Annotated in this window: 29 protein-coding genes; 11 read left to right on the plus strand and 18 right to left on the minus strand. The window is 54.9% G+C overall.

The window, feature by feature from the left end:
* Nucleotides 1-125: 125 nt before the first annotated feature.
* Genes arsC through AFK67_RS08225 form a run of 3 tightly spaced genes read right to left on the minus strand, consistent with a single transcriptional unit; the run spans nucleotide 126 to nucleotide 2,218 of the window.
* Nucleotides 126-551 carry a glutaredoxin-dependent arsenate reductase gene (arsC, locus tag AFK67_RS08215; RefSeq protein ID WP_007711276.1) on the minus strand — a complete coding sequence of 142 codons (426 nt, stop codon included), beginning with the start codon at nucleotides 549-551 and terminating at the stop codon, nucleotides 126-128.
* 12 nt (nucleotides 552-563) lie between these two features.
* Nucleotides 564-1,853, minus strand: coding sequence for an arsenic transporter (locus AFK67_RS08220; RefSeq protein WP_007711273.1), 1,290 nt, complete (start codon nucleotides 1,851-1,853; stop codon nucleotides 564-566).
* Nucleotides 1,854-1,897: 44 nt separating this feature from the next.
* Entirely contained in the window at nucleotides 1,898-2,218 is a 321-nt protein-coding gene (locus tag AFK67_RS08225; RefSeq protein WP_032966322.1) for a transcriptional regulator, read from the minus strand.
* Nucleotides 2,219-2,303: 85 nt separating this feature from the next.
* Between AFK67_RS08225 and arsH the strand changes: the two genes are divergently transcribed.
* Nucleotides 2,304-3,002, plus strand: a complete 699-nt coding sequence (gene arsH, locus AFK67_RS08230; protein WP_007711270.1) for an arsenical resistance protein ArsH — start codon at nucleotides 2,304-2,306, stop codon at nucleotides 3,000-3,002.
* A 463-nt stretch (nucleotides 3,003-3,465) separates the two neighbouring features.
* On the opposite strand, the gene AFK67_RS08235 is transcribed toward arsH, so the two are convergent.
* The 4 genes from AFK67_RS08235 to AFK67_RS23365 all read right to left on the minus strand — a co-directional run bounded on the left by AFK67_RS08235 (nucleotide 3,466) and on the right by AFK67_RS23365 (nucleotide 5,259).
* Complete coding sequence (locus tag AFK67_RS08235; RefSeq protein WP_032966320.1) at nucleotides 3,466-3,777, minus strand: hypothetical protein; 312 nt, start codon at nucleotides 3,775-3,777, stop codon at nucleotides 3,466-3,468.
* 33 nt (nucleotides 3,778-3,810) lie between these two features.
* On the minus strand, nucleotides 3,811-4,263 hold the full coding sequence (locus AFK67_RS08240; protein WP_038883844.1) for a hypothetical protein: 453 nt from the start codon (nucleotides 4,261-4,263) through the stop codon (nucleotides 3,811-3,813).
* 217 nt (nucleotides 4,264-4,480) lie between these two features.
* Complete coding sequence (locus AFK67_RS08245; RefSeq protein WP_007711265.1) at nucleotides 4,481-4,705, minus strand: hypothetical protein; 225 nt, start codon at nucleotides 4,703-4,705, stop codon at nucleotides 4,481-4,483.
* A 386-nt stretch (nucleotides 4,706-5,091) separates the two neighbouring features.
* The gene (locus AFK67_RS23365) at nucleotides 5,092-5,259 is read right to left on the minus strand and encodes a YnfU family zinc-binding protein (RefSeq protein ID WP_007747660.1); all 168 of its coding nucleotides are present in this window, start codon (nucleotides 5,257-5,259) and stop codon (nucleotides 5,092-5,094) included.
* Nucleotides 5,260-5,471: 212 nt separating this feature from the next.
* Between AFK67_RS23365 and AFK67_RS08250 the strand changes: the two genes are divergently transcribed.
* On the plus strand, nucleotides 5,472-5,948 hold the full coding sequence (locus AFK67_RS08250) for a hypothetical protein (RefSeq protein ID WP_007711256.1): 477 nt from the start codon (nucleotides 5,472-5,474) through the stop codon (nucleotides 5,946-5,948).
* Nucleotides 5,949-6,015: 67 nt separating this feature from the next.
* Here AFK67_RS08250 and AFK67_RS08255 read toward each other — a convergent pair whose 3' ends face one another.
* On the minus strand, nucleotides 6,016-6,672 hold the full coding sequence (locus tag AFK67_RS08255; RefSeq protein ID WP_007711253.1) for an epoxyqueuosine reductase QueH: 657 nt from the start codon (nucleotides 6,670-6,672) through the stop codon (nucleotides 6,016-6,018).
* 505 nt (nucleotides 6,673-7,177) lie between these two features.
* Between AFK67_RS08255 and cspE the strand changes: the two genes are divergently transcribed.
* Both cspE and ymcF read left to right on the plus strand, forming a co-directional pair.
* Nucleotides 7,178-7,390, plus strand: coding sequence for a transcription antiterminator/RNA stability regulator CspE (gene cspE, locus AFK67_RS08260; protein ID WP_007711250.1), 213 nt, complete (start codon nucleotides 7,178-7,180; stop codon nucleotides 7,388-7,390).
* 7 nt (nucleotides 7,391-7,397) lie between these two features.
* Nucleotides 7,398-7,592 carry a cold shock small protein YmcF gene (gene ymcF, locus AFK67_RS22775; RefSeq protein WP_071601102.1) on the plus strand — a complete coding sequence of 65 codons (195 nt, stop codon included), beginning with the start codon at nucleotides 7,398-7,400 and terminating at the stop codon, nucleotides 7,590-7,592.
* Nucleotides 7,593-7,826: 234 nt separating this feature from the next.
* Here ymcF and AFK67_RS08265 read toward each other — a convergent pair whose 3' ends face one another.
* The gene (locus tag AFK67_RS08265; protein ID WP_007711246.1) at nucleotides 7,827-8,063 is read right to left on the minus strand and encodes a hypothetical protein; all 237 of its coding nucleotides are present in this window, start codon (nucleotides 8,061-8,063) and stop codon (nucleotides 7,827-7,829) included.
* Between the two features lie 148 nt (nucleotides 8,064-8,211).
* Here AFK67_RS08265 and AFK67_RS23170 point away from each other — a divergent pair, with 148 nt between their 5' ends.
* The 3 genes from AFK67_RS23170 (at nucleotide 8,212) to AFK67_RS23175 (ending at nucleotide 9,891) form a co-directional block, all read left to right on the plus strand.
* Complete coding sequence (locus AFK67_RS23170; protein ID WP_007711245.1) at nucleotides 8,212-8,382, plus strand: hypothetical protein; 171 nt, start codon at nucleotides 8,212-8,214, stop codon at nucleotides 8,380-8,382.
* A gap of 239 nt (nucleotides 8,383-8,621) precedes the next feature.
* On the plus strand, nucleotides 8,622-9,593 hold the full coding sequence (locus AFK67_RS08270; RefSeq protein ID WP_007711244.1) for a chemotaxis protein: 972 nt from the start codon (nucleotides 8,622-8,624) through the stop codon (nucleotides 9,591-9,593).
* A gap of 124 nt (nucleotides 9,594-9,717) precedes the next feature.
* On the plus strand, nucleotides 9,718-9,891 hold the full coding sequence (locus AFK67_RS23175; protein ID WP_007670864.1) for a hypothetical protein: 174 nt from the start codon (nucleotides 9,718-9,720) through the stop codon (nucleotides 9,889-9,891).
* A 40-nt stretch (nucleotides 9,892-9,931) separates the two neighbouring features.
* Here the strand turns inward: AFK67_RS23175 and AFK67_RS08275 are convergent, their stop codons facing one another.
* Together AFK67_RS08275 and AFK67_RS08280 are read right to left on the minus strand one after the other, a co-directional pair.
* The gene (locus AFK67_RS08275; RefSeq protein ID WP_038883840.1) at nucleotides 9,932-11,128 is read right to left on the minus strand and encodes a DUF4303 domain-containing protein; all 1,197 of its coding nucleotides are present in this window, start codon (nucleotides 11,126-11,128) and stop codon (nucleotides 9,932-9,934) included.
* Between the two features lie 119 nt (nucleotides 11,129-11,247).
* Nucleotides 11,248-12,189, minus strand: a complete 942-nt coding sequence (locus AFK67_RS08280; RefSeq protein WP_007711235.1) for a VirK/YbjX family protein — start codon at nucleotides 12,187-12,189, stop codon at nucleotides 11,248-11,250.
* Between the two features lie 400 nt (nucleotides 12,190-12,589).
* Here AFK67_RS08280 and AFK67_RS08285 point away from each other — a divergent pair, with 400 nt between their 5' ends.
* Nucleotides 12,590-12,895, plus strand: coding sequence for a periplasmic protein (locus tag AFK67_RS08285; RefSeq protein WP_007711232.1), 306 nt, complete (start codon nucleotides 12,590-12,592; stop codon nucleotides 12,893-12,895).
* A gap of 23 nt (nucleotides 12,896-12,918) precedes the next feature.
* On the opposite strand, the gene AFK67_RS08290 is transcribed toward AFK67_RS08285, so the two are convergent.
* Nucleotides 12,919-13,260 carry a DUF488 domain-containing protein gene (locus AFK67_RS08290; protein ID WP_032966315.1) on the minus strand — a complete coding sequence of 114 codons (342 nt, stop codon included), beginning with the start codon at nucleotides 13,258-13,260 and terminating at the stop codon, nucleotides 12,919-12,921.
* 205 nt (nucleotides 13,261-13,465) lie between these two features.
* Between AFK67_RS08290 and AFK67_RS08295 the strand changes: the two genes are divergently transcribed.
* Entirely contained in the window at nucleotides 13,466-14,173 is a 708-nt protein-coding gene (locus AFK67_RS08295; RefSeq protein WP_007711226.1) for a CTP synthase C-terminal region-related (seleno)protein, read from the plus strand.
* Between the two features lie 4 nt (nucleotides 14,174-14,177).
* Here the strand turns inward: AFK67_RS08295 and AFK67_RS08300 are convergent, their stop codons facing one another.
* The 3 genes from AFK67_RS08300 to AFK67_RS08315 all read right to left on the minus strand — a co-directional run bounded on the left by AFK67_RS08300 (nucleotide 14,178) and on the right by AFK67_RS08315 (nucleotide 16,597).
* Entirely contained in the window at nucleotides 14,178-15,359 is a 1,182-nt protein-coding gene (locus AFK67_RS08300; RefSeq protein ID WP_038883837.1) for a CynX/NimT family MFS transporter, read from the minus strand.
* Between the two features lie 75 nt (nucleotides 15,360-15,434).
* A complete protein-coding gene (locus AFK67_RS08305) occupies nucleotides 15,435-15,887 on the minus strand; it encodes a DUF441 domain-containing protein (RefSeq protein ID WP_007724862.1) in 453 nt (150 codons plus the stop codon).
* A 185-nt stretch (nucleotides 15,888-16,072) separates the two neighbouring features.
* Nucleotides 16,073-16,597: a YbaK/prolyl-tRNA synthetase associated domain-containing protein gene (locus AFK67_RS08315; RefSeq protein WP_007724866.1), complete on the minus strand. Its 525-nt coding sequence runs from the start codon at nucleotides 16,595-16,597 to the stop codon at nucleotides 16,073-16,075.
* 451 nt (nucleotides 16,598-17,048) lie between these two features.
* On the opposite strand from AFK67_RS08315, the gene AFK67_RS21700 reads away from it, so the two are divergent.
* Nucleotides 17,049-17,222, plus strand: a complete 174-nt coding sequence (locus tag AFK67_RS21700) for a con-10 family general stress protein (RefSeq protein ID WP_007696594.1) — start codon at nucleotides 17,049-17,051, stop codon at nucleotides 17,220-17,222.
* A 49-nt stretch (nucleotides 17,223-17,271) separates the two neighbouring features.
* On the opposite strand, the gene AFK67_RS08325 is transcribed toward AFK67_RS21700, so the two are convergent.
* The 3 genes from AFK67_RS08325 to yeaG form a co-directional block, all read right to left on the minus strand.
* Nucleotides 17,272-18,792, minus strand: coding sequence for an EAL domain-containing protein (locus AFK67_RS08325; RefSeq protein ID WP_007724872.1), 1,521 nt, complete (start codon nucleotides 18,790-18,792; stop codon nucleotides 17,272-17,274).
* A 279-nt stretch (nucleotides 18,793-19,071) separates the two neighbouring features.
* A complete protein-coding gene (locus tag AFK67_RS08335) occupies nucleotides 19,072-20,355 on the minus strand; it encodes a YeaH/YhbH family protein (RefSeq protein WP_007724876.1) in 1,284 nt (427 codons plus the stop codon).
* Between the two features lie 121 nt (nucleotides 20,356-20,476).
* Complete coding sequence (gene yeaG / locus AFK67_RS08340) at nucleotides 20,477-22,411, minus strand: protein kinase YeaG (RefSeq protein WP_007724878.1); 1,935 nt, start codon at nucleotides 22,409-22,411, stop codon at nucleotides 20,477-20,479.
* A 470-nt stretch (nucleotides 22,412-22,881) separates the two neighbouring features.
* Between yeaG and AFK67_RS08345 the strand changes: the two genes are divergently transcribed.
* Nucleotides 22,882-23,592 carry a MipA/OmpV family protein gene (locus tag AFK67_RS08345; RefSeq protein ID WP_202628426.1) on the plus strand — a complete coding sequence of 237 codons (711 nt, stop codon included), beginning with the start codon at nucleotides 22,882-22,884 and terminating at the stop codon, nucleotides 23,590-23,592.
* The last annotated feature ends 81 nt before the right edge of the window (nucleotides 23,593-23,673 follow it).

The following is a 23,673-nucleotide window of genomic DNA, read 5'->3' on the forward strand; positions in this document are numbered from 1 at the left end:
CATGGTGACACAGTCGTAGTCCGCTTTTGGCACTAAGCGGACATACGTGCTGCAAGGTCCGCTATGAGCGAAAAGCGGACGCCCGCACAGCGTAAACAGGCGTCCGATATTTTGAAGTGGGCAGATTAATTAACCCGCTTCCCCGTTTCGTCAATGACCTTCTCGCCATCCTCTTTGGTAAACGCTCCTTTCTGGCCTTCCGGTAGAATATCCAGCACTGTTTCTGAAGGGCGGCAAAGACGAGTGCCAAGCGGCGTAACGACAATCGGCCGATTAATCAGGATCGGATGTTGAAGCATGAAATCAGTTAACTGCTCATCACTAAATTTCTCTTCATGAAGACCCAGGTGTTCATAAGGCTCAACATTCTTACGCAGTAATGCACGCACCGTAATTCCCATATCTGAAATAAGTTTAATCAGCTCATCACGGGTCGGTGGCGTATCGAGATAATAAATTATTGTCGGTTCGTTGCCGCTGTTACGGATCATCTCCAGCGTGTTGCGTGAGGTGCCACAGGCCGGGTTGTGATAGATGGTAATGTTGCTCATATCAGTTTCTCATTACAAAGTGACAGAGAGCCGCCACGCCAGCGCGGCCAGAGTGCCAAACAGCACAGGCACAGTCATGGCAATGCCGGTGCGGAAATAATATCCCCAGGTGATCGTCATATTTTTCTGGGCAAGCACATGCAGCCACAGCAGAGTTGCCAGACTGCCAATCGGGGTGATTTTCGGGCCTAAATCGCAGCCAATCACATTGGCATAAATCATGGCCTCTTTGACGATGCCAGTCGCCGTACTCCCGTCAATCGACAGCGCACCAATCAGCACCGTGGGCATATTGTTCATCACTGATGAGAGAAATGCCGTCAGGAAGCCGGTGCCGAAAGTCGCTGCCCATAACCCCTTGTCTGCCAGCAGATTCAGCACGCCAGACAAGTACTCCGTGAGCCCTGCATTGCGCAGGCCATAGACCACGAGATACATGCCCAGCGAGAAAATAACGATCTGCCATGGCGCACCGCGCAGGACTTTCCCGGTGTTGATGGCATGGCCTCTTTTCGCCACCACAAACAGCACTGCTGCGCCAGCCGCCGCTATCGCACTGACCGGGATCCCCAGCGGCTCCAGAACAAAGAAACCGACAAGCAGCAATAACAGGACAACCCAGCCTGCCCTGAAGGTTGCCGGATCCTTGATCGCACTGGCAGGCTTCTTCAGCAGCGAAACGTCATACGTTGCCGGAATATCCCTGCGGAAGAAGAGATGCAGCATGATCAGCGTGGCCGCAATTGCTGCCGCATCCACGGGGATCATAACGGAAGCGTACTGCGTAAAGCCCAGACCGAAGAAGTCCGCCGAGACGATATTAACCAGGTTAGAAACAATGAGCGGCAGGCTGGCCGTATCAGCAATAAATCCTGCAGCCATGACAAAGGCCAGTGTCGTGCCCTGGCTGAACCCCAGTGCGAGCAGCATCGCAATCACAATCGGCGTCAGGATCAGCGCGGCGCCGTCATTGGCAAACAACGCAGCAACAGTGGCACCGAGCAAGACTATCCAGGTGAACAGCAGGCGGCCACGTCCATTACCCCAGCGGGAGACGTGCAGTGCGGCCCATTCAAAGAAGCCGGACTCATCGAGCAGCAGGCTGATGATGATGACCGCAATAAATGCCGCTGTCGCGTTCCAGACGATATTCCAGACAACGGGAATATCAGCGATATGAATGACACCGGTTCCCAGCGCCAGCACTGCCCCGATACTCGCGCTCCAGCCAATACTCAGGCCTCTGGGTTGCCAGATCACCAGTATCAGCGTCAGTAAAAATATACTTCCTGCCAAAAGCATCTCAGACTCCATCACATATGGTTGTGTAAATATGTTTTCCTGCATCAGCAGGAGGTGCAGGCTGATTTATCCAGCCATTCACGCACATCCTCCCGCATACACTGCCAGGACGTTGTGATTGTCTCAGCTGCCCACGCCGGTATATGGGGTGACAGACGATAGTGGATCCATTTGCCTTCACGACGGTCAAGAACCAGCCCAGCATCGCGAAGGATAGCCATATGTCTCGAGATTTTGGGCTGCGATTCACAGGTGGCCGCGCAGATATCGCAGACGCACAGTTCACCGGACTCCCGGAGAAGCATGACAATGGCAAGCCGTGTTTCATCTGACAGGATTTTGAAAAGCTGAACAGGTTGTAGCATTTTTAACTCCGTTCCCTTTAGAATACATATATGTTAAATCATATGTATTTATTTTGAAATCACCTGTTCTCTCCGGAGGAGAAAGATGGAACAATTTCCGGCCCTGAACACCGAATACTTTGATCAACACATCACGGAACGCCTGCACCTGCAGGAGCCGCCACGGATCCTGATCCTGTATGGCTCAGTAAGAGAGCGATCCTACAGCCGTTTTGCCGCGCAAGAAGCTGGTCGCCTGCTGGCGGCGATGGGCGCGGAGGTAAAACTCTTTAATCCCTCCGGTTTACCCCTGCCGGATGATGCGCCGGACACGCACCCTAAAGTCACCGAGCTACGCGGCCTGGTCAGGTGGTGTGACGGGATGGTGTGGAGTTCTCCGGAACGGCACGGGGCTATGAGCGCAGTTATGAAGGCGCAGATTGACTGGATACCATTAAGTGAAGGCGCGGTTCGCCCTTCGCAGGGCAAAACACTTGCGGTAATGCAGGTTTGCGGCGGTTCGCAGTCGTTTAATGCGGTGAACCAGATGCGCATTTTGGGCCGGTGGATGCGGATGTTCACAATCCCTAACCAGTCCTCTGTGGCGAAAGCATGGCAGGAATTTGATGAGAACGGACGGATGAAACCTTCGCCCTGGTATGACCGTATCGTCGATGTTGCTGAGGAACTGTTTAAAATTACGCTGCTGCTCAAGGGGCAAGCTGATTATCTTGGTGATCGCTATAGCGAACGAAAAGAGAGCCATCAGGCGCTTTCATCCCGCGTCAATCAAGACAAAATATAGCGTCTGTTCTTAGTTAATTTATACAGCATAAGCTTAAGAGCGTCCGCTTTTGGAATAATGAGTGCATTATGAAAGGGACGTGCTCAAGCGAACCTCCATTTAGCCTTGAAATAGTTATCAAAACTCTACGTAAACTATAAACAATCAACGAGTTATGGCGAAGGTAAAAATAATAAGTTTAGATGCTTATTAAGCATGAAAGCTTTTAAATCCAATCAGATGTAATGAATTTCTAAATCTACTGCTGCGTCATATGCATTGGTTCGAAGCGGCTGACCTTATTGTTAAAAATATAAAAGGCGCTATTAACTACGTCGGGTATTTGTCACCGCTAAGATAAATTATAAAAGGGCTGTATTCTAACCGCTTTGTCGTATTTTTTATGACAAATACAGCCTCATTTTATGATGCGTTGCTCACACCATCTTTTTGACGGTCTGATAATAGCAGCAAGGACGTTACGTTATGCAACGTTGGCTGGTGTCGGAGTGCCGAGTGTTATCTTCCACAGGCCGCGATAACCCTGACTGACCCAACCGCCATACATGACTCGGGTTTTATCTGACCAGTAGAGTGTTGCATCGCAATCGTCATTGCCCTTCAGGATATACACCCCAGGTGTCTGTTCATGTCCGCTATACACAAATCTTCCCTCTTCGGTGACGTATTCGACAGCAATCAGACCATCCTCAATACTGACTTCGCAAGGATAATCCACCCACGGTGCCTCATCATAATAAAGTGTATCCATCAAACAATTTTTAAACTTTGGCATCTGTTTCCTCCTGAAAATAGGTATATGAATGATTCACCAGTTAAACCCCGATAACGCTTTGACGTCAGCCGCCGGGTTGGCTTCTTGTACAGTCAGTATAAAACCCGCGAAGTTATGGTTGAAAAAGGTGATGTTATGATAAAACTGAAACTCTTTTTTCTGGGCATCTTTAAGGTAGAACACCGACCATTTGCGTCGGTTATTAAGCACGGTGTAACCCGGCTTCACTTGCACAATGTCTGAAAAAGGGACTTTAGCCGTCGTAATACCATTTTTCACCTGGTATAAATATTCGCTGTCATAGAAGTACTCTTCTTTTTTGGCAAATCGGGCGAAAATGGAAGGATTGCACGATATTTTCATCATGCCGTTATCCTCGGCGACGATTTTTTTTGCCTGGCGCATCGAGTTGAAAAACCATCTGCAAAAAAAGATGATTGCGGCCAGTAATAAAAAGACGCCTGAAAAACCTAAAATATCTTTCATTTTTACTCTCTGTGGGCACACGCTACCGCTACATTGTCTGGATAAACGCGTGTCCAGGGTTCAGTTCCTTTGTGTACACAACCAGGCAGAAATACCCGGTTGTGTTTTTGCAACACGTCAACGGCGACAGCTCAACGGGCGGGACGGATAACGGGCAAAATGTATTGCCCGTCAGACGATCCTCACTACCGCGCGAGACGCGTTGGCGCATGTGACGTCAGGACAGCCATTGTTGCATGTCGCCGCCCACGCCACTCGCCACTAACCGAATCGCCTCAGCGTATATTTGCCGGGTGCCGTCCACCGTCTGCTCTTCGGAATCTTTGAGCTGGGCGATAATATTATCGGTCTCTACAGGTATTCCTGATGCTATCAGTCGTGACACCGCCTTGCCTATCACTCGGTAGATATCATCCATGTCTTCTGGCTTAACAATGCCCATTCTGAACGCTCCTGTTAATCGAATCAGCTGCTTTTGCTTGTGCGGTCGCAAGTATTATTACGTACCTGAGAACCGTCTCAACTGAACAGAATCATACCGGGCAGAAAGGCAAAAAGGTAACAGGTTTTTGTGGCGTCTTGTTCGGCAGGTGAGGGCGGGTAAGCTCGGGTTTAACCCTGTGGTTTGCGCATGGTCTTTGCGCAGAAGGCACCGCAAGGTGACGGATGCATAACGGGCACGGCAATACGCAGGCGCAGGATAAAACCTGGGCAACGAATAGCGTGTTATTTGAGCAACAGGATGCCGCGTGTTTCAGGCTAATTAAAAGCACCATGACTGGCCGGCGCTTTTAACCGGCTGCGGGAACGCAGAAACAGAAATTTATTTTAATTCGCTGGGGTTGGCGCAGAAACGAATAAATGGTTGCAGGTGGGGCAGATGAGCGTTTTTTTCTTGTTGACGCGGGCGGAGCTGTGTTCAGATTTCTCGCTGCACTTCGGGCAGGTAACGCGGCTTAGGTAACTGTCTTGCGATTTTCTTTTATGAATAGCCATAAGTATCTTCTTTAATGGGAGAAGGGGGCACCTTACACACTTCCTGGCGCAATAGCCCGCAATTTCGTGTTTTTATTTGGTGGCTGCGCGTTTTTTATCCGGCGAACCGTAGGGCTACGACACACAGGGGTGATGTTCATTCTGGTAGCTTAATTTGTGCGGGCAGCGCCGGTATTCTTATACCAGGCGTAAATCAGAAAGGAGTGACAAGGATGAAAAGCGGCTACCTGACCTGGCTTAAAAATACGTTTCGCTGGGGCTACCGGCTGACGATTAAACAGCTGGTGAAGTTCATTATGTGCAGCGCGCTGATGTACTGCCTGCTGCTGGGCGCATGGTTTGCCCTCCTACAGATAATGGCCTTCACACCGCTTATTGAGTATGTCACGGCGGATCAGATAATACTGACCTCGTTTTCTGCGACGCGTGTGATTCAGGCGCTGGTCGGTATTCCTGTCGTACTGCACGCCATAAAATCGCTCATCTGGCTCTTCACCACCGCGCCGCACGGGCATAATGGCGATACGAGCTATTATACCGACACCACGCACCACCCGATGAACCACCACGCGACGTCTGGCGACACCACCACGACGCATTCACACTCGTCGCATCACGGCAGTTATTCCGACAATTGCAGTTCGGACAGCGGCTCGGGAGGCGATTCAGGCAGTTGCGGCGGCGATTAACAATAAGCCCGGTCTGATACCGGGCCGGGTCTCGCGGTGCGTAACGTCTTAACGGCAAACAAACCGCTTAAGACTCATCATCGCCATAATAGAGCGTGCCGATTTTAATAAGCGGTCGGCCCTGAGATTTACGGTGCAGATTGGAATCACGCAGCGAATAGACGCAACCGCAATATTCCTGCTGATAAAAGCGCTCGCGCTTGCTGATTTCAATCATGCGCGCCGAGCCGCCCTGTTTGCGCCAGTTATAATCCCAGTAGACCATGCCTTCATAAGGCGCCGCGGCGCGATGCCCGCAATCATTAATTTGCTGCATGTTCTTCCAGCGGGAAATACCGAGCGAACTACTGATCACTTTAAAACCGTTTTCATAAGCATAAAGCGCGGTGCGCTCGAAGCGCATATCAAAGCACATGGTGCAGCGCACGCCGCGCTCCGGCTCCCACTCCATGCCTTTTGCACGCTCGAACCAGTTATCGGTGTCGTAATCTGCGTCCACAAAAGGAATGCCGTGTTGTTCAGCAAAGCGGATATTTTCCTCTTTGCGCAGCAGATATTCCTTCTGGGGATGAATATTTGGATTATAGAAAAAGATGGTGTAATCGATACCCGATGCCTGGAGCGCCTCCATGACTTCGCCTGAGCAGGGCGCGCAGCAGGAGTGCAGCAGCAGTTTTTGTTCCTGGTGGGGGAGCGTCAGTGTGGGTCTGACAAACGCGTTCATCCTTACCTCTTTTCGTGTTGATCTGAGATAAACCTTAACAATATTTCGCGGGCGGTGCACGTGTCGCGCCGGTTTTTACTCTTTCACAAGGCCTGACGAAGCGATATAACGTGGGAAGGAAATGAGCAAACCCGCAGGAGAATATATTTTTGCATAAACATAAAAAGCTTCTCGTACGGTTTAAAAGATATCGGGTAATTTATTTTCAAACGGCACTGGCGGTAAGCGCAATAATGCACTAGCGAAATGCGCTGCGTCATTTAATTATATAGTTTTGTAAAAGACCGAGTATTGCTTGCTTAAAAATTCCGGGCATGCGTTAATGGACTCCTCGGTTTGATATGCAGAATCCGTGTGCGGTGGTTGTGATAAACCCTCCGCTTCAGTTGTGCTCATTTCCAGATGTTATCTTCGATATCTCTTCTGTTGAGTTTCCTCTTAAGCACTGAATTTTCTGTTCTTCAAACCATTTTTCGCCGTAAGGCTCAAGTATAAAGGTAATAGTATGGCTAACAGAATGAATGGTTCAGTGAAATGGTTTAACGCGGATAAAGGTTTTGGTTTTATCGCGCCGGCAGATGGCAGCAAAGATGTGTTTGTCCATTTCTCCGCAATCCAGGGCGATAATTATCGTTCGCTGACCGAAGGGCAGCAGGTTGAATTCTCGGTTGAAAACGGCGCTAAAGGCCCGTCAGCCGTGAACGTGGTGGCGCTTTAAAGACAACATGATCGCTGCAGGTTTGCATTTCAGATGTCCTGCGTGTCATGGCTCGCAGTACCGGATTTCCCGTTTCGACGTGACCGATAAAAACCCGCACGGCGCAAAATGCATATTTTGCAAGGCCGTGATGCTGGCAGGCAATGTCGAACGTTATGACAGTTATGCGATGAGCCACTCAGAAACGAATACGCATCGCTAATCCCTGATTACGTAAAAAAAGCCCGCTTGCGGGCTTTTTCTTTTGGTTTTTCGCGGCCAGTCACCCGGTGATGTAGCACGAGCGAGAGGGCTTGCCTCAGCCCGACCTTATCAGAGCGCGAAGCCATGCCGTTCTGGTAATGCCTGACTTGCACACGTTTGGCGGCAGGGCTCGCAAACCGGTTTGAAAGAAAACGCGACGCCGGGGCGTCGCGTTCAGGCTCTGATGCGGCGATCAGTGCTTGCGGGCTAACAACTGCTCTACCACGGCGCGCGCGGCGGTTATTTTTTGCGCCCGCTCCGGGTCACTGTTGACGCCCGCTTCAAGGCCTGCAAAGTGGTGGCGCGCATTGTCGACCACGCGCTCTTTCAGTACAGAAGGTACTTCTTCCAGCAATGACTGGAACAGAATTTCGTACGCCAGGATGCGCGTCTGAAGTTTTTCAATAATTTCGTCAATCGAGCCCGTCATTTGTACCTCTTCTGGTGAGTGCGTCGGCGCTAAGTTTCACTTTAGCCGCTTGGCACGGCGTTGGCGAGGGGGAAGAGGCAGAAAAGCGTCCGCCGCGCGCAGGCCAGGCTACACTTTTCCTGTCTCCCGAGGATAAGAGGAAAGAAAAATGTCTGACCAACGCCATCCTGACAGACCGCTTGCGGATGATAATGAGCATCACGGGTTACCGGAAGACGCGCCGGATATCATCAACCCGTGGGAGGAGGACGATCTTCCTGAAAAAGAGGAGCAGCGTGGGCGGGAGTCCCTGCGCGATGCATGGCATAAGGCGCCATAAACCACCTTTTTTTCGCTGTTATTCCAGTGCCGCCTGCGGGCGGCGTTCTTATTTTTTGCGCTCGCTCTCCTTTTTTACGCCTCATCGACATTTTGTCGCTTTCTGTGCCCTCTATTTTTTCCAAAAGCTGCCGATAACGATTTAAAGCAAATTCAGGCGCGCGGCTTGCCTGAAACCAGGCACCAGCGTGTTGTCCTTTTCGCAGCATGAGCCACCACCCACGTACCTTTGAGGCAAATATGGATAACTTCCAGAAAGATATTGATGAGAGGGCGAATCTCGCTTTATCGAACAAATTCGAACTGCTGCTCTTCCGGCTGGGCTCTGCGAGCGAAGAGGAAAAACCTGAGCTGTATGGCATCAACGTATTCAAACTGCGCGAAATCGTGCCGATGCCAACCATCACCAAAGCGGCAGGCATGCAGGCGCCGCTGCTCGGTATGGCGAATATTCGCGGTCAGATCATTCCGGTGGTCGACCTGCCTGCGGTGACGGGTTGCAAGCCTACTACCGGCCTTAATCTGCTGCTGGTAACCGAGTATGCGCGCAGCACCCAGGCGTTCGCGGTTGAATCCGTCGAAAACATTATTCGTCTCGACTGGAGCCAGGTGCATACGGCGGAGTCGGGCGTCAGCTCCCGCAACATCACCAGCATTGCGCGGCTCGACAGCGACAACCAGAGCAACGAGCTGGCGCTGGTGCTCGACGTTGAACAGATCCTGTATGACATCATCCCGTCCGTGCGCGACGGCCAGCCGAACACGGTGGTCCAGGAGCGCAGCTTCAAACTGAAGCCGGGCGCGGTCGCTATCGTCGCGGAAGACTCCAAAGTGGCGCGCTCGATGCTGGAGCACGGGCTTAAAAGTATGGGCATCCCGGCCATCATGCACACCACGGGCCTCGAAGCCTGGGAGAAGATCAAGCTGATGGCGAAAGAGGCGCAGGCGGAAGGACAGTCGATCACCGATAAAATCGCGATGGTGCTAACCGACCTCGAAATGCCGGAAATGGACGGTTTTACGCTGACGCGTAACATCAAGATGGACGCGAACCTGAAGAAAATCCCGGTGGTTATCCACTCCTCGCTTTCCGGCAGCGCGAACGAAGATCACGTGCGTAAAGTCGGCGCGGATGGCTACGTGGCGAAGTTTGAAATCAACGAGCTCTCGTCGGCTATCCAGCGCGTGCTCGACAAAGCGGCAGGCATGTAACGGCCAGGCATCGCGCATCGCGAAGCCCGTGCTTTTCAGACAGACGGTAAGCGTGGAGCGCCTGCGAAGGCTTTCTGGTCAGCTACACTTAATGTGTTAACACTGATGGATACAGGAGGTCATCATGTTTTTTGGTTTCGGATACTTCGGCGAATCGCAAAAAGAGCAGGCTTTCCGCTTACAGGCTGAAGAGCAGGGGGGCGGCACGCCGGGCCCGGAAGGGGAAGTCACGCGTAAGCGCGACGACAGCGATGACGACGAAAAAGGACCGTACCGCTCGGAAGATGATGCTAAATAAAAAAAACCGCCGCCAGGCGGTTTTTTTATGCGCGAAGGGATCAGCGAAGCTTATCTTCTGCCTCTTCCAGCACCGCCTGCGCATGCGCGCGGATCAGCGCTACGGGTGAGGTCAATCCGGCGCGGGCGGCCGGAATTTCATCTGGCGTCAGGTGACAATAACCGCGTCCTGGCTGGAGCTCATGCGCCACGGCGGCTTCAAGCTGCGGGTGCTGTTCCAGGGCCGCTTCGAGCGGGCGGTAGTCGAGCGGCAAAAAACGTCCGTCATCGCGAAAACTGCGATACGGTGCCGCGAGCCCGGCGGCGGCAATATCCAGTGGCAGTCCGGGAACACGTGCGACGATAGCCGCCATATTGCCAAGCCGCGCGAGTGCGCAGGCCGCCCAGGCGCGATCGCAGTTGTCCGCGCGCTCCTCATCCAGCAGCCCGCAGAGCGCGGCGATGGCCTCATCGGTAGCGTCGTTAATCTCGGCGATCAGTTTGCTGGCGAGCCAGCGATCGCCTGGCGCGTCGCCGCGTACCACCGCCGCGAGCGGGGCGACGGCAGGGCGCCCGATAGCTTTCAGCAGTTCTTCGTATCCTTCATACAGCGTGCCCCGCACGACACCGAGCGCCAGCGGCACCAGCTCGCTGAGCTGCTGGTCGAGGGGCAGCGCGGTCAGACGGCGGCGCTCTTTTTCGTCGGCGTCATAGTGCGGGAAATGGCGCAGCAGCTGCGCGCGGGTGAGGCTTAACGGGATAAGCTCTCCCGCTTCATCTTCGGCGATAATAATAAAATTTTTATCCACCACCCCTTCACGGATCAGCTGCTGGCGCGCTTTTTTAGCGGCCTTCGGAAAGCGGCGCATAAAGTACTCACAGGTTTTCTCCCACACGGAAAACGTGCCGTCGCGCGCCGCGAAATCACAGCAATCGAGCGCCAGGCGTTCGGCGTGCTCATCCGGTTCGATGTTGTAAGGCAGGTCCGCCGAAGACCAGCGCAGGCTCTCAGTCAGCGATTCTGTCGATGCGGTATCGCCCTGCGCCTGATATTCCGCCACGCGCCGCGCGAGGCTCTCCTCCGTACCCACCGCGATGCAGGGCCAGTAGATGACAGCCCCGTCGTCATAGAAAGCATGGAAGGTGGCGCCGTACAGACGCTCCTGAGGGTGCTGTTGATGCACGTCGCGAACGGCCGCGACCATCATCGTGACGGCGGCGTCTTCAAGCGACTGCCAGTCGAAAGCCTGTTGTGCCATGCGTTTTCCTTATCAGCGATGCAAAACCTGCCGCAGTCTATCAATACGCAAGCCGAAGGGTAAGCTGCGCAAACTCGGGGGGATCGCCATAAAAAAGCGGCCCGAAGGCCGCCTGAGCATTACTGCGCGTTCAGTTCGCGCCACTGCTCCGCCAGCGAATCCAGCAGCTCGTAGCGCTTGCGGTATTCGGAGCGTTTTTTGCTGGCGACCTCTTCCAGCGGTTTGCGTGCGGCCACAAGCGGCAGGGCGAAATACCGCGCACCGCGACGTTCGCCGCCGATGGACTCCCAGAACTCATCGTAGCTTGCGAAGAAATGCCGCCCCTTGCTGAAGCGGTAGCGCAGCCCGCGGAATACGTGGCCGTCGTTGCTTACCGCCTCGAAGTGGGTCATGCCGAACTGTCCTGCCATCAGCCACAGCACTTCCATCAGCAGGCGTTTCGGGAAGACGCCGTAACAGGCTTTGGTGGCGTCGCGGATGGCTTCGTGCGGCACGCTGCGGCGCGGGCCCTGCAGGCCGCCGATAGCAATGCCGTAGCCCGTGGCGTCGCGCACGACGCTGAAGGTGAGGCTTGCCAGCAGCACGTCATCGCAGTGCAGCCACAGCGTGCTTTCGCCTTCGCGCTCGGCTTTGTGGGCCGAAGAAATGCTGATGACGACCTGTTTGTCTTTCGCCGCCAGCTGAAACAGCGGCTGCGGGCGCGTGGCGCACAGCGCGTCAGCCAGACGCGGCGGGGCCTGTTCGCTGACAAACTGGTAGTGGTTGATGATAGCGCTGGCGCGCTCGCTGGCGCTCAGGCCGAGGCGCAAATAGAGGCGATGAATTTTACCCGGCAGCGTGTTCTGTACGCTCAGCAGTTGCTCAAAGCGCGGGTTGGCGGCCAGCGAACCCATAAAGCGCAGCGTGGCGGGCAGGTACAGGCAGCTGCGCAGCGCGAATTTAAGCCGATAGCTTTTTTTCGCCCATAACCCGCCTGGCATCAGCGTGCCAGTAGAGAGGGCTTTCATAAGATCCATACCGCTGCGCGGGGTCCCGGCGGCGTGAGGGGTGATGACCGACATAAGAAAAACCTTAAATACGCGAATCGCCGAAGTATATCGACCTCGCGCGATGGGTTTCTAAACGGCACCTCAATACAGACTAATCAGGCGAATTCCAGGGGGGCGGCGCACGGGCAGGAAACATGTTTGCGGGTGCGGTACTGATGCGGGCAGGGCACTCGCGGTACGGCGTTTTGTGATGCTACAAGCCGCATGAGGCGCGCAGGCGGAGAGTGCCGGGAGGGTGATTCTGCGGGGCGTCACGAGCCCCACAGAAGCATAACGAAGGCGCGAAACGAAGAAAAAGAGAGATTCGCACGTAAATCGCACGATTTTTTGATCCAGAAATCTTTACATCGCGACATAAGAATGTTCTGATCTGGGCGTTTCTTTTACTGTATTGCGAACGCGGAAAGACCCCATGCAACAACTCAAGCCAGGCGCTCTCGCCATTATCATCGGCGCCCGTACCACCGCCGGACGGGGAAACATCGGTAAATCGGTTGAGCTCTTCAGCCTCTGTAAGCCAGGCGAGCGCTTTATTAACCCGGTCACGGGCTTTATGACCGAGCTGCCGCTGGCCTGCGCTCGCCCGCTATGGCTGGTGACGGGCGATGTTGTCGCCGCAGACGGACAGACCGGTTTCGCGTTTGTTCGCGCCGAACATCTGATGCCGCTTGACGGCGAACTGCTGCCGCTCGAAGAGACGGCGCTGCTGCTCGATTAAGACGTTTTACGCCCGCCCGCTGTTCACTCCCGTAGCCACGCCGCCAGCACCTGCGCGTGGTTCTGCTGCCTGTCTTTAGCGCCATACAGCAACGTCAGCGTGCCACCCTGGGCGATAGCCGCCAGCCGCGCGCCTTCGTCCTGTCGCGCGGCCAGCTCCTCACGGTAGCGCTCGCTGAAGTGGGCGAAGTCGATAACCTCGCTGTGTAATTCCTTGCGAAGCGCGGCTGAAGGTGCCAGCGTTTTGTTCCATTCGTCTAACGGCAGATCGGTTTTTTTGATGCCGCGCGGCCAGAGCCGGTCCACCAGTACCCGGTAGCCGTCCTGCGCGTCCGGCTCGTCATAAACGCGTTTTAGCGTAATCATCATTGCCTCCTGCTTGTGGTTATCGCTGTGCGAATTATCCATCTGGCGCGCTGATGAGGCAAACCACAGGGCGCGATTGCCCGAGACGTCTCGCAAAATAGCGTGCATCTCCCCGCTGATTTTTAGTGTTGTTAGCGGGCGCGCAGATCGGTATGCTGATGTTCCTTATGTTGTGCTCAATTCGTTCAGGCATAAGGAAACCCTCATGGAACCCTCTCCACTCACGACCACACTGCGAATCGCGCTGGTTGGCGACTATCACGCCGACACTGTCGCGCACCAGGCTATCCCGCTCGCGATTGACGACGCCGCCGCCGTGCTGGAGCTTACCGCCGATTACGACTGGCTCCCGACCAAAGACATCGCCAGCGCGGAAGATCTGGTGGGCTATGACGCCATCTGGGTCGTTCCCGGCAGCCCCTATGAAAATGAAGACGGCGCGTTTATCGCCATTCGTTACGCTCGTGAAAACGCCATCCCGTTTCTCGGCACCTGCGGCGGTTTCCAGCATGCCGTGATTGAATATGCCCGCAACGTCCTGGGCTGGGAAGACGCTGGCCACGGTGAAACGGCGCAGGGCGGCAGACTGGTGATTTCGCCGCTCAGCTGTTCGCTGGTGGAGCAAACCGGCGACGTGGAACTGCGCCCGCATACGCTTATCGCGCGCGCTTACGGGCGGCAGGAAATTAAAGAGGCGTATCGCTGTAACTTCGGCGTGTCGCCGGAATTCGTTGAGGCGCTGAGCGCGGACGCGCTGAAAGTGACCGGCTGGGATGACGACGGCGACGTGCGCGCGGTGGAGCTCACCACGCACCCGTTCTTTGTGGCGACGCTGTTCCAGCATGAGCGCGCCGCGCTCGACGGACGACCGGTGCCGCTGGTGCGTGAATTCCTGCGCGCCGCGCGTCGCTAAACCGCTAAGGCGCGCCGATTTCCCGTGCGCGCCCGGCAAACCCGCCCGCGACGGCCATCACGACCGCCAGCGCGGCGCATGCCAGCAGCGGCAGGCTCCAGCTCTGTAACAGATCGTGGAGTCTGCCGATTACCGGAGGCCCGCATGCCGCCAGCAGATACCCCACCGACTGCGCCATACCGGAAAGCGCCGCCGCCTGATGCGCGGAGCTGGCGCGCAGGCCAATAAACGTCAGGCCGAGGATCATCGTAGCACCCGAACCGAAGCCGAAAATCACCACCCACCACGCCGCCTGCGCAGGAAAGAGCCAAAGCCCAACTGGGCTTAGCGCACAGAGCAGCGCCGTCAGGACGGCAATCGCGCGCTGATCCCGCAGTTTTGCCAGCAACAGCGGCACCGCAATGCCCGGCACGGCAGTGGCGAGCTGCATCAGGCCGTGCAGCGACCCCGCCTGCGCCTCGCTATAGCCGCTGCTTATCAGAATCGACGGCAGCCAGCCGATGACGATGTAATAAATGAGCGAGTTGACGCCGAGAAACAGCGTCACCTGCCAGGCGAGCGCTGAGCGCCAGATGCCGCGGCTTTGTCGCGCCGCGCCGCCGATGGCGTCACCGCGATGCGCGCGCAGCTGTGGGAGCCAGAGCAGCAGCGCCAGCATCGGAAAGACCATCAGCGCCAGCAGCGCGCCGCGCCAGCCGCCGCTTGCAGCCGCGACCGGCACCACCAGCGCCGAGCCCGCGGCCGCCGCAAGTCCCATCGTCAGGGAATAAGCGCCGGTGAGTTTCGCCACCTGGCCTGGAAAATCGCGCTTGATCATGCCAGGTAGCAGGACGTTGCCAAAAGCGATGCCGCAGCCGATAAGCGCGGTGCCCGCGAACAGCGCCGCCGCGCCGCCCGACGAGCGCAGGGCGATACCGGCGCAAATAAACAGCAGCGCGCCGCAAAGGCTGCGCTCCATGCCAAAGCGCCGCGCGCTACCGGCCGCCAGCGGCGATACCAGCGCGAAGGCGAGCAGCGGCAGCGTGGTGAGAAGCCCGGTCGCCGCGGTTGAGAGCGTGAAGTCGAGGCGAATGGCGTCCAGCAGCGGCGCGGTGCCGGTGAACGTGACGCGCAGCGTGGTGGCAATGGTCAGAAGTCCTGCCAGCAGCAGCCAGCCGCCCCGACGATCGGAGGTCAGGTGAGTCATAAAATCCTTATGGACGCGCGGCGGTGTGACGACGCGCGAAAACAGCAAATGAAAAGCACAGGGTAAAACACATGGCTACTGGCGGCCAATCAGCAGCGACACCAGGCCCGCGGCAATCAGCGGCCCGACCGGCACGCCGCGAAAAAGCGCCACGCCGAGCACGGTGCCGACCAGAAGACCCGCCACAATCGACGGCTGGCTGCCCATCAGCGCCACGCCCTTGCCGCCAAGCAAGGAGACAAAAATGCCGACTGCGATAGCCACCAGCGATTTCCAGTTCAGGAAAGCGTGAAACAGCGTGGAGGTGGGCAGGGTGCCGCTGGCGATGGGCGCCATCACGCTGATAGTCAGAATAATGATGCCGACGGTGACGCCCTGTTTTTCCACCCACGGAAACCACGCGCTGAGCGGCGTCATCCGGATAACAATCAGCACCAGCACCAGCACCGAGACCGTTACCGCCATGTTGTGGCTGACAAACCCTAGCCCGGCCAGCGCCAGCAGGATAAGCAGCGTGATATCGAACATCGAAAGCTCCTTGTCAGAAAAGAACTGCACCGGACCGTTGTCATTATTTTGCAATCAAAAGCCGGTAACAGTGAATGCAGCATCCCCCGATGACGACGTAAGACCCGGAGAAACGATGAACGATCTGCTGTCGCCCGACGCGCTCTGGATAACGACCTTCTTTTTCGCCACCGCCGCCACGCTGATTATTGCGGTGCGGTTTCTTGAGAAGCGCTGGTAGACGCCGCGCGGTGAAACGCAATCTGCGTGGGTTTCGCCAGACGCAGATAGTCAGCGGTGTCCATGATAATCGATTTTTCGAGCAGACCGGCGTTAAACGCGATTTCATCGTGACGCTCGAAAAGCAGCGGGTCGGCGACGAGCCGGAGCGAGGGGTGAAAACTGAACGGCGGGATAGCTCCGAAGACGCAGCGGGTGAGTTCATCGACTTCCGCCGGGCTCGCGAGCGACGCTTTCGTGCCGCCAAGATGCTGCGCCAGCAGTGACAGGTCGGCCTGGAGGTCCGCCCCCAGTACCGCCGACACAACCTGTTTGACGCCGTTGCCCTTCACCTTACAGACCAGCGCTTTGGCGCCCTGACTGAGTTGCGTGCCGCGAATTTCTGACACTGCCTCGCATTTGCCCATCGCTTCATGTTCCATTACGCGAAACCGCGCCTGGCCCGCGGTCAGTAAATCCACCAGTTGCTGGTGAATATCTATACCTTTCATCTGTCTCGCCTCGTTTATATCGTGAACTTTCCACCATACTGACGCTTCGCTTATTTTGCAACGCAGGAAATTTACACAAAATAAACTCAAGGGAAATAAACCACCTGACGCAGATATACGAAAAAGATTCAGTGTTGTCGTTTGGCTTACTTTGCAAAGGTGTATTAAGGTCATAAGAGTGCCTTATGAATGCAGCGGTCGTAATAAAGCGGATAATGATTATTCGCATGGCGGCTAAATAAGCACTATGCCGTGACGAGGCGAATCAGTTTCTCAATCGGGGCGCAGGCGGGAATAACCCAGATTGCGCGACGTTTGCGAAAGAAAATGCAAGGAGGCGCGCCCTGTTCGGTGAGCGTAATGCTGTCTTCGACAGGCGAAGTGATTTTAACAGTGCTTTTACTGTAGTAACGTTTTTTCTGGTAACACAAACCCAAACCCGGAGGTTGTTATGGCAGAACATCGTGGTGGTTCCGGCAATTTTGCCGAAGATCGTGAAAAAGCATCTGAAGCGGGTAAAAAAGGCGGGCAGCAGAGCGGCGGGAATTTTAAAAATGACCCGGAGCGTGCTTCCGAAGCAGGTAAAAAAGGCGGCCAGAACAGCCACAGCGGTGGACGTAAATAGTTTCGCTTGCTGAATTTATCTGTGATACAGCAGCCTCAGGGCTGCTGTTTTATTTTGCCTGCATCGTCAGTAATAAGCGCAGCGCCTGGCAGTCGACAGGACGCGAAAACCACCAGCCCTGACCGTAACACCCCGGAAAATTATCCTGTAAATAATCGACCTGCAACCGCTGTTCCAGCCCTTCAAATACGATCTGCTGCGGCATTGCCTTCAACATCAAAATTAAATTGACCAGCAGCGTTTTATTGAGTGTCGGCGTGCCAATGGCATCAGTAATGCTTTTGTCGACTTTCACTTCATCAATAGGCAGGCGCGACAGCCAGGAGATTGTCGAATAACCGGTGCCGAAATCATCAAGCGCAATCAGAAATCCGTGTCGCTTAAATAATAATATTGCCGCTTCCATGTGCGCCAGCGTCGCGTTTTCCCGCTCCGTTATTTCGAGCATAATTCGGCTGGGGGCCAGGTCGATTTTTTGCGTAAGCTGCGTCAGAAAATCAAGATAATGGTGAGAGAAGAGGTCGGTAAGGCTGATATTAATACTGAGCGTGAGGTCGTAGCGGGTCAATAATTCTGCGGTTTCACTCACGGCCTGCATGGTCACAAACTCGGTGATTTTTCCCATCAGCCCCTCTTTTTCCGCAAGAGGAATAAAGACATCCGGGGAAATCGTCTCGCCATTATTATCATACCAGCGCAGCAGCGCCTCCATGCCTTTCATCCGGCCGGTTTCTATTTCATAAATCGGCTGGTAGACCACCCGCATCTCGCCGTTTTTTAAGGCGTTTTCCAGCCGGGTGCGTAAAGAGGCTTTTTTCCGGCGATAAAGCGCGAGACCGGCGCAAACGGAAATGCCCAGCGCCAGACCCAGCACGATGAGCAGCGCGAGCGTATACCAGCTCGCCTGAAGTAAGCCATAAGGGTGCGTACCGGCAATCACGCAGAGATCGTATTGGCGATTACACTGTTCGCGGGTAATAAAATACCAGGCGTAATGGGACGTGGTGTCCCCTTCGTTTAATAGCGCCTGGGTGGGGCCGAGCGTAAACCACCGATGATCGTGCTGCGTATTGGTGATGATGGCGCTGTAGTGCGCCGTGGCGGCATCTTTTTCAAAGCGGGTAAAAATGAAAGGAGAAAATATCACCAGCAGATCGTTACGCCACCAGGCGCTGACGTTAATGGTATCGGTTAACGGCAGATTTAATAACCAGCGGGCGCCGTTGCGGCCGACAAAACTTTCCGTCGCAGTTAGCGGCTGGGCAATGGGAAGACGCCCCCAAAGGGCAGAGCATAAAATCCCGTGGGCGCTGGTGCGACCGACATCCTTAATGAGCTGATAATTCCACATCAGCGTGCGCAACGCATTGAGATCGGCTTCGCCGCACGTCGAATAATGCGTCATTTTCGCTTCACGGTTGGCAATATCATTTGCCTGCTGGAGCAGCGCTACGCTACGCGCCAGCACCGCCTGGCTATAATCGTTTATTCTGCTCGCTTCCATCCGCCAGAAGAGGATTTGCGCAACAGCCAGGACGGCAAATATGCTGGCGATGATTGTCCCCGCCATCCCCGAATTTTTATTCAAGCCCAAGAAGACCTTGTTCGACATGATTCACGGTGGTCCTGCGACGGCGCCGCGTCGTTCTTATTTAATGCCGCTCACTATAACTGATAGCGAACCGGCTGTAAGTAAAATCTGTAGGGTTATTAATGCTGAGGTGGTGTGTTACTAAATAGTATGGACGAAAATGGCTATTTAATTAAGCAGGGCTGACATAAAAGTTAAGTGTGGCTTTAATTTATGGTAATCGTAAAAATAACGGGGCCGACAGCGTCGGCCCAAAAGTTAGCTCCAGTTTTCGCTGGCCTGTTTATGAAACAGTTCGCGGAATACCGGATAGATGTCATCCTGATCGCGAATATGCTGCATAGCGAAATTCTCATACGTGGCCTGCAAATCTTCATATTCACGCCACAACGTTTGATGGGCACGGCGCGTGATTTCGATATAACTGTAATAACGCACTACCGGCAGAATTTTCTTCGCCAGTATTTCGTGACACAGCGGTGAATCGTCCGCCCAGTTATCGCCATCGGACGCCTGCGCAGCGTAGATATTCCACTGCGCCGGGTCGTAGCGTGCTTTCACAACTTCATCCATCAGCTTGAGGGCGCTGGAAACAATCGTCCCGCCGGTCTCCTGCGAATAGAAAAACTCGTGCTCGTCCACCTCTTTGGCCTGGGTGTGGTGGCGGATATACACGACATCGACGTTTTTATAGGTTCGGCTCAGGAACAGATAGAGCAGAATATAAAAGCGCTTGGCCATATCTTTGGTGGCCTGATCCATCGAGCCGGAAACGTCCATCAGACAGAACATCACCGCCTGGCTTGAGGGCTCCGGGCGTTTTTCAAAGTTTTTGTAGCGCAGATCGAAGGTGTCGATAAACGGCACGCGTTCGATTTTGGCGCGCAGTTCGGCTATCTCTCTGCGCAGACGCTCCTCTTCCAGCAGTTGCGCCGGTTCGCTTTTCAGCGCTTCATCAAGGCTCGCCTCCAGCTCGCGCAGCGCCCGGCGTTTGCCTGCGGTCATGGCAGTGCGGCGCGCCAGGGAATTTTGCAGCGAGCGCACGACGCTGATGTTGGCGGGCACCCCATTCGAGGTGTAGCCGGAGCGATGGTTTTTATATTCATTCAGCTGCCGATGCTGGTTCTTTTTCAGATTCGGCAGGGCGAGATCTTCAAATAACAGGTCGAGATATTCATCTTTGGAGATCTGGAAAACAAATTCATCCTGGCCTTCGCCGTCGGCGCTCGCCTGGCCCTGACCGCTGCCTGATCCGCCGCCGCCGCCCTGCGGGCGCTCGATGCGATCGTTCTGGACGAAATGGTCGTTACCCGGATGGACGCGATGGCGCTGCCCGCCGCGCCCCTGATGAAACATCGGTTCGCTGATATCGTCGTTTGGAATGGAAACGGATTCGCCGCTCTGGATGTCGGTCACCGAGCGTTTATTGATGGCCTCGGAAATCGACTGTTTGATTTGTGCTTTGTAACGGCGCAAGAAGCGCTGGCGGTTCACCGTGCTCTTGTTTTTGCCGTTAAGACGTCGGTCTATGAACCAGGTCATATGCCCCCCCGTACTGCATTTACCAACTTTCTGTGCGCCAGTTTTGCCGGATGCGCCTGCACCCGGCAACGGTTCGCTTCGTTGTAGGCCCGGCTGCGCGAACGCCGCCGGGCGATGCTTTTTATGACGATTTACGCACGCGCAGATACCATTCGCACAGCAGACGTACCTGCTTGCGGGTATAGCCTTTTTCCATCATGCGATCGACAAAATCATCGTGTTTCTTCTGCTCGTCCGTGGAGGTTTTAGCATTAAAGGAGATGACCGGCAGCAGCTCCTCGGTGTTGGAGAACATTTTCTTCTCAATTACCGTGCGCAGCTTCTCATAGCTGGTCCAGTTTGGATTGCGACCATTAATGTTAGCGCGCGCACGCAGCACGAAGTTGACGATTTCGTTACGAAAATCTTTCGGGTTGCTGATGCCCGCCGGTTTCTCGATTTTCTCAAGCTCGGCGTTGAGCGATTCGCGGTCGAACAGCTGACCGGTATCCGGGTCGCGATACTCCTGATCCTGGATCCAGAAGTCCGCATAGGTGACATAGCGGTCAAAGATGTTCTGGCCATATTCGGAGTAGGACTCCAGATAGGCCGTCTGGATCTCTTTGCCAATAAACTCGGCGTATTTCGGGATCAGATAACCTTTGAGGAATTCGAGATAGCGCTCGGCGCTCTCCTGCGGGAACTGCTCGCGCTCGATCTGCTGTTCCAGCACATAGAAGAGGTGCACCGGGTTGGCGGCCACTTCGGTATGATCGAAGTTGAAAACCCGCGAGAGGATCTTGAACGCGAAACGGGTCGAGAGCCCGTTCATGCCCTCATCGACTCCCGCGTAGTCGCGATACTCCTGATAGGATTTCGCTTTCGGGTCGGTGTCTTTCAGGCTTTCGCCGTCATAGACGCGCATTTTTGAATAGATACTGGAGTTTTCCGGCTCTTTCAGGCGCGAAAGAATCGAGAATCGGGCCAGGGTTTCCAGCGTGCCTGGCGCGCATGGCGCATGCGACAGCTCGCTGTGGTTAAGCAGTTTCTCGTAGATTTTGATCTCTTCCGAGATACGCAGGCAGTAGGGCACCTTGACGATATAAACACGGTCAAGGAACGCCTCGTTGTTTTTGTTGTTGCGGAAAGTCACCCATTCCGATTCGTTGGAGTGCGCGAGAATAATGCCGTTAAAGGGCAGCGCGGAGATGCCTTCCGTGCCATTATAGTTCCCTTCCTGCGTCGCGGTGAGCAGCGGATGCAGCACTTTAATGGGCGCTTTGAACATCTCGACGAATTCCATCACGCCCTGGTTGGCGCGGCAGAGGGCGCCGGAGTAGCCGTAGGCGTCCGGATCGTTTTGCGCGTGATGCTCAAGCTTGCGGATATCAACTTTACCGACCAGCGCCGAGATATCCTGGTTGTTTTCATCGCCCGGCTCGGTTTTGGCGATAGCAATTTGCTCAAGAATGGACGGCCAGACTTTAACGACGCGGAATTTGGTGATGTCGCCGCCAAACTCATGCAGGCGTTTCGCGGCCCACGGCGACATAATCGTGCCGAGATAACGGCGCGGCACGTTGTACTCTTTTTCCAGAATTTGCGCGTCTTCCTGCGGGTTAAAGAGGCACAGCGGATGGTCGTTAACCGGACTGCGCTCGCCGTTGGCGCTCAGCACATAAATCGGCACGCGCTGCATCAGCGATTTCAGCCGCTCGGCCAGCGACGATTTACCACCGCCCACCGGGCCCAGCAGATAGAGGATCTGTTTTTTCTCTTCCAGACCCTGCGCCGCATGTTTCAGATACGACACAATCTGCTCGATAGCCTCTTCCATGCCATAGAATTCCTCAAACGCCGGGTACCGGGCGACTACCCGGTTCGAAAAGAGACGGGAAAGCCGTGGCTCCTGGGCAGTATCCACCATCACTGGCTCACCGATGGCCATCAATAGCCGTTCTGCCGCGTTGGCATAAGCACTGCGATCCTGCCGGCAAACGGTAAGAAATTCCTGCAGTGTGAACTCTTCGTCCTTGGCAGCTTCATAGCGCTGGCGATAGTGATCGAATATATTCATGGCATGCCGTCCTTTCGTTTTTTAGCACAGGTTAAAGAGCCGTTCATATGAATAGTGGAGGCTCCCGGAAGACGTATTCTGAGTACAGCAACCCTAATGCCAACTGATGCATTTATTGCGCGTTGCACTGTGCTACTGCGGTCAGGGTAATGCACCTTCTTATTTTTAAGCGTAGATGGCATTTGAAAATCTTGCATGCCGCCATTTCAGGGATCCAGTGATTTATCAAGCACTCATCCCGTTGTTTCTGCTGGCGCATTAACGAGCAAGACGCGGATTCACCACAAAGTCATAAAATTGCAAGGCTGCTGTCACGCAGAAATGCGAGGCTGCGCGATCGGGTGATGTAAAGATATGCGAAAAAATTTGGGGTAAAGTGGGCGAGGCGGTTACACTTCGCGAGCTGATCATTTGACTAAAGGACTTGATGCACTGTGAGCACATTCAAATTTCTGGCACTGGGTGCCCTCATGGCTTCAGCCGCTACCGTTGCACACGCAGAAGGAAAACTGTCAGTGGGTGCGGGTGCAGGATGGGTGGTGAACCCGTATAAGCAGTACGATAAAGACGTTTATCCGCTGCCGGTCGTCAACTATGAAGGTGATAACTTCTGGGTACGCGGCCTGGGCGCCGGTTACTACCTGTGGAACGACACTGCCGATAAGCTCTCCATTATGGCGTACTACTCGCCGTTACATTTCAAACCAGGCGACAGTGACAGCCGCGCGTTACGCCGTCTGGATGAGCGTAAGTCCACGCTGATGGCGGGTCTCTCTTACGTGCACAACACTGAATACGGTTTCCTGCGCACCTCTCTCGCGGTCGACACGCTGGATAACAGCAACGGCGTCGTGTGGGATCTGGGCTGGCTCTATCGCTACACCAACGGCGGCCTGACGCTTATCCCAGGTATCGGCGTGGAGTGGAGCAGCGAAAACCAGAACGATTACTACTATGGCGTGAGTGGCAAAGAGTCGCGCCGCAGCGGCCTGAGCCGTTACGATGCGGATGACGGCTGGGCGCCGTATGCGGAGCTGACCGCCACCTATCGTCTCTCTGACAGCTGGAGCGTTTACGGCAGCGGCCGTTACACCCATCTGAGCGACGAAGCGAAAGACAGCCCGATGGTGGACCGTTCCTGGTCTGCGCTGCTGTCGACGGGCGTAACGTATACGTTCTGATCCGCTGATACTCTTTCGCGGGGCGCCATGTGCGCCCTTTTTTATGGCGAGATGTGTAGCGAAATAACAGGTGAGGGCGGG

The sequence above is a fragment of the Cronobacter dublinensis subsp. dublinensis LMG 23823 genome (assembly GCF_001277235.1).
Lineage (GTDB): Bacteria > Pseudomonadota > Gammaproteobacteria > Enterobacterales > Enterobacteriaceae > Cronobacter > Cronobacter dublinensis.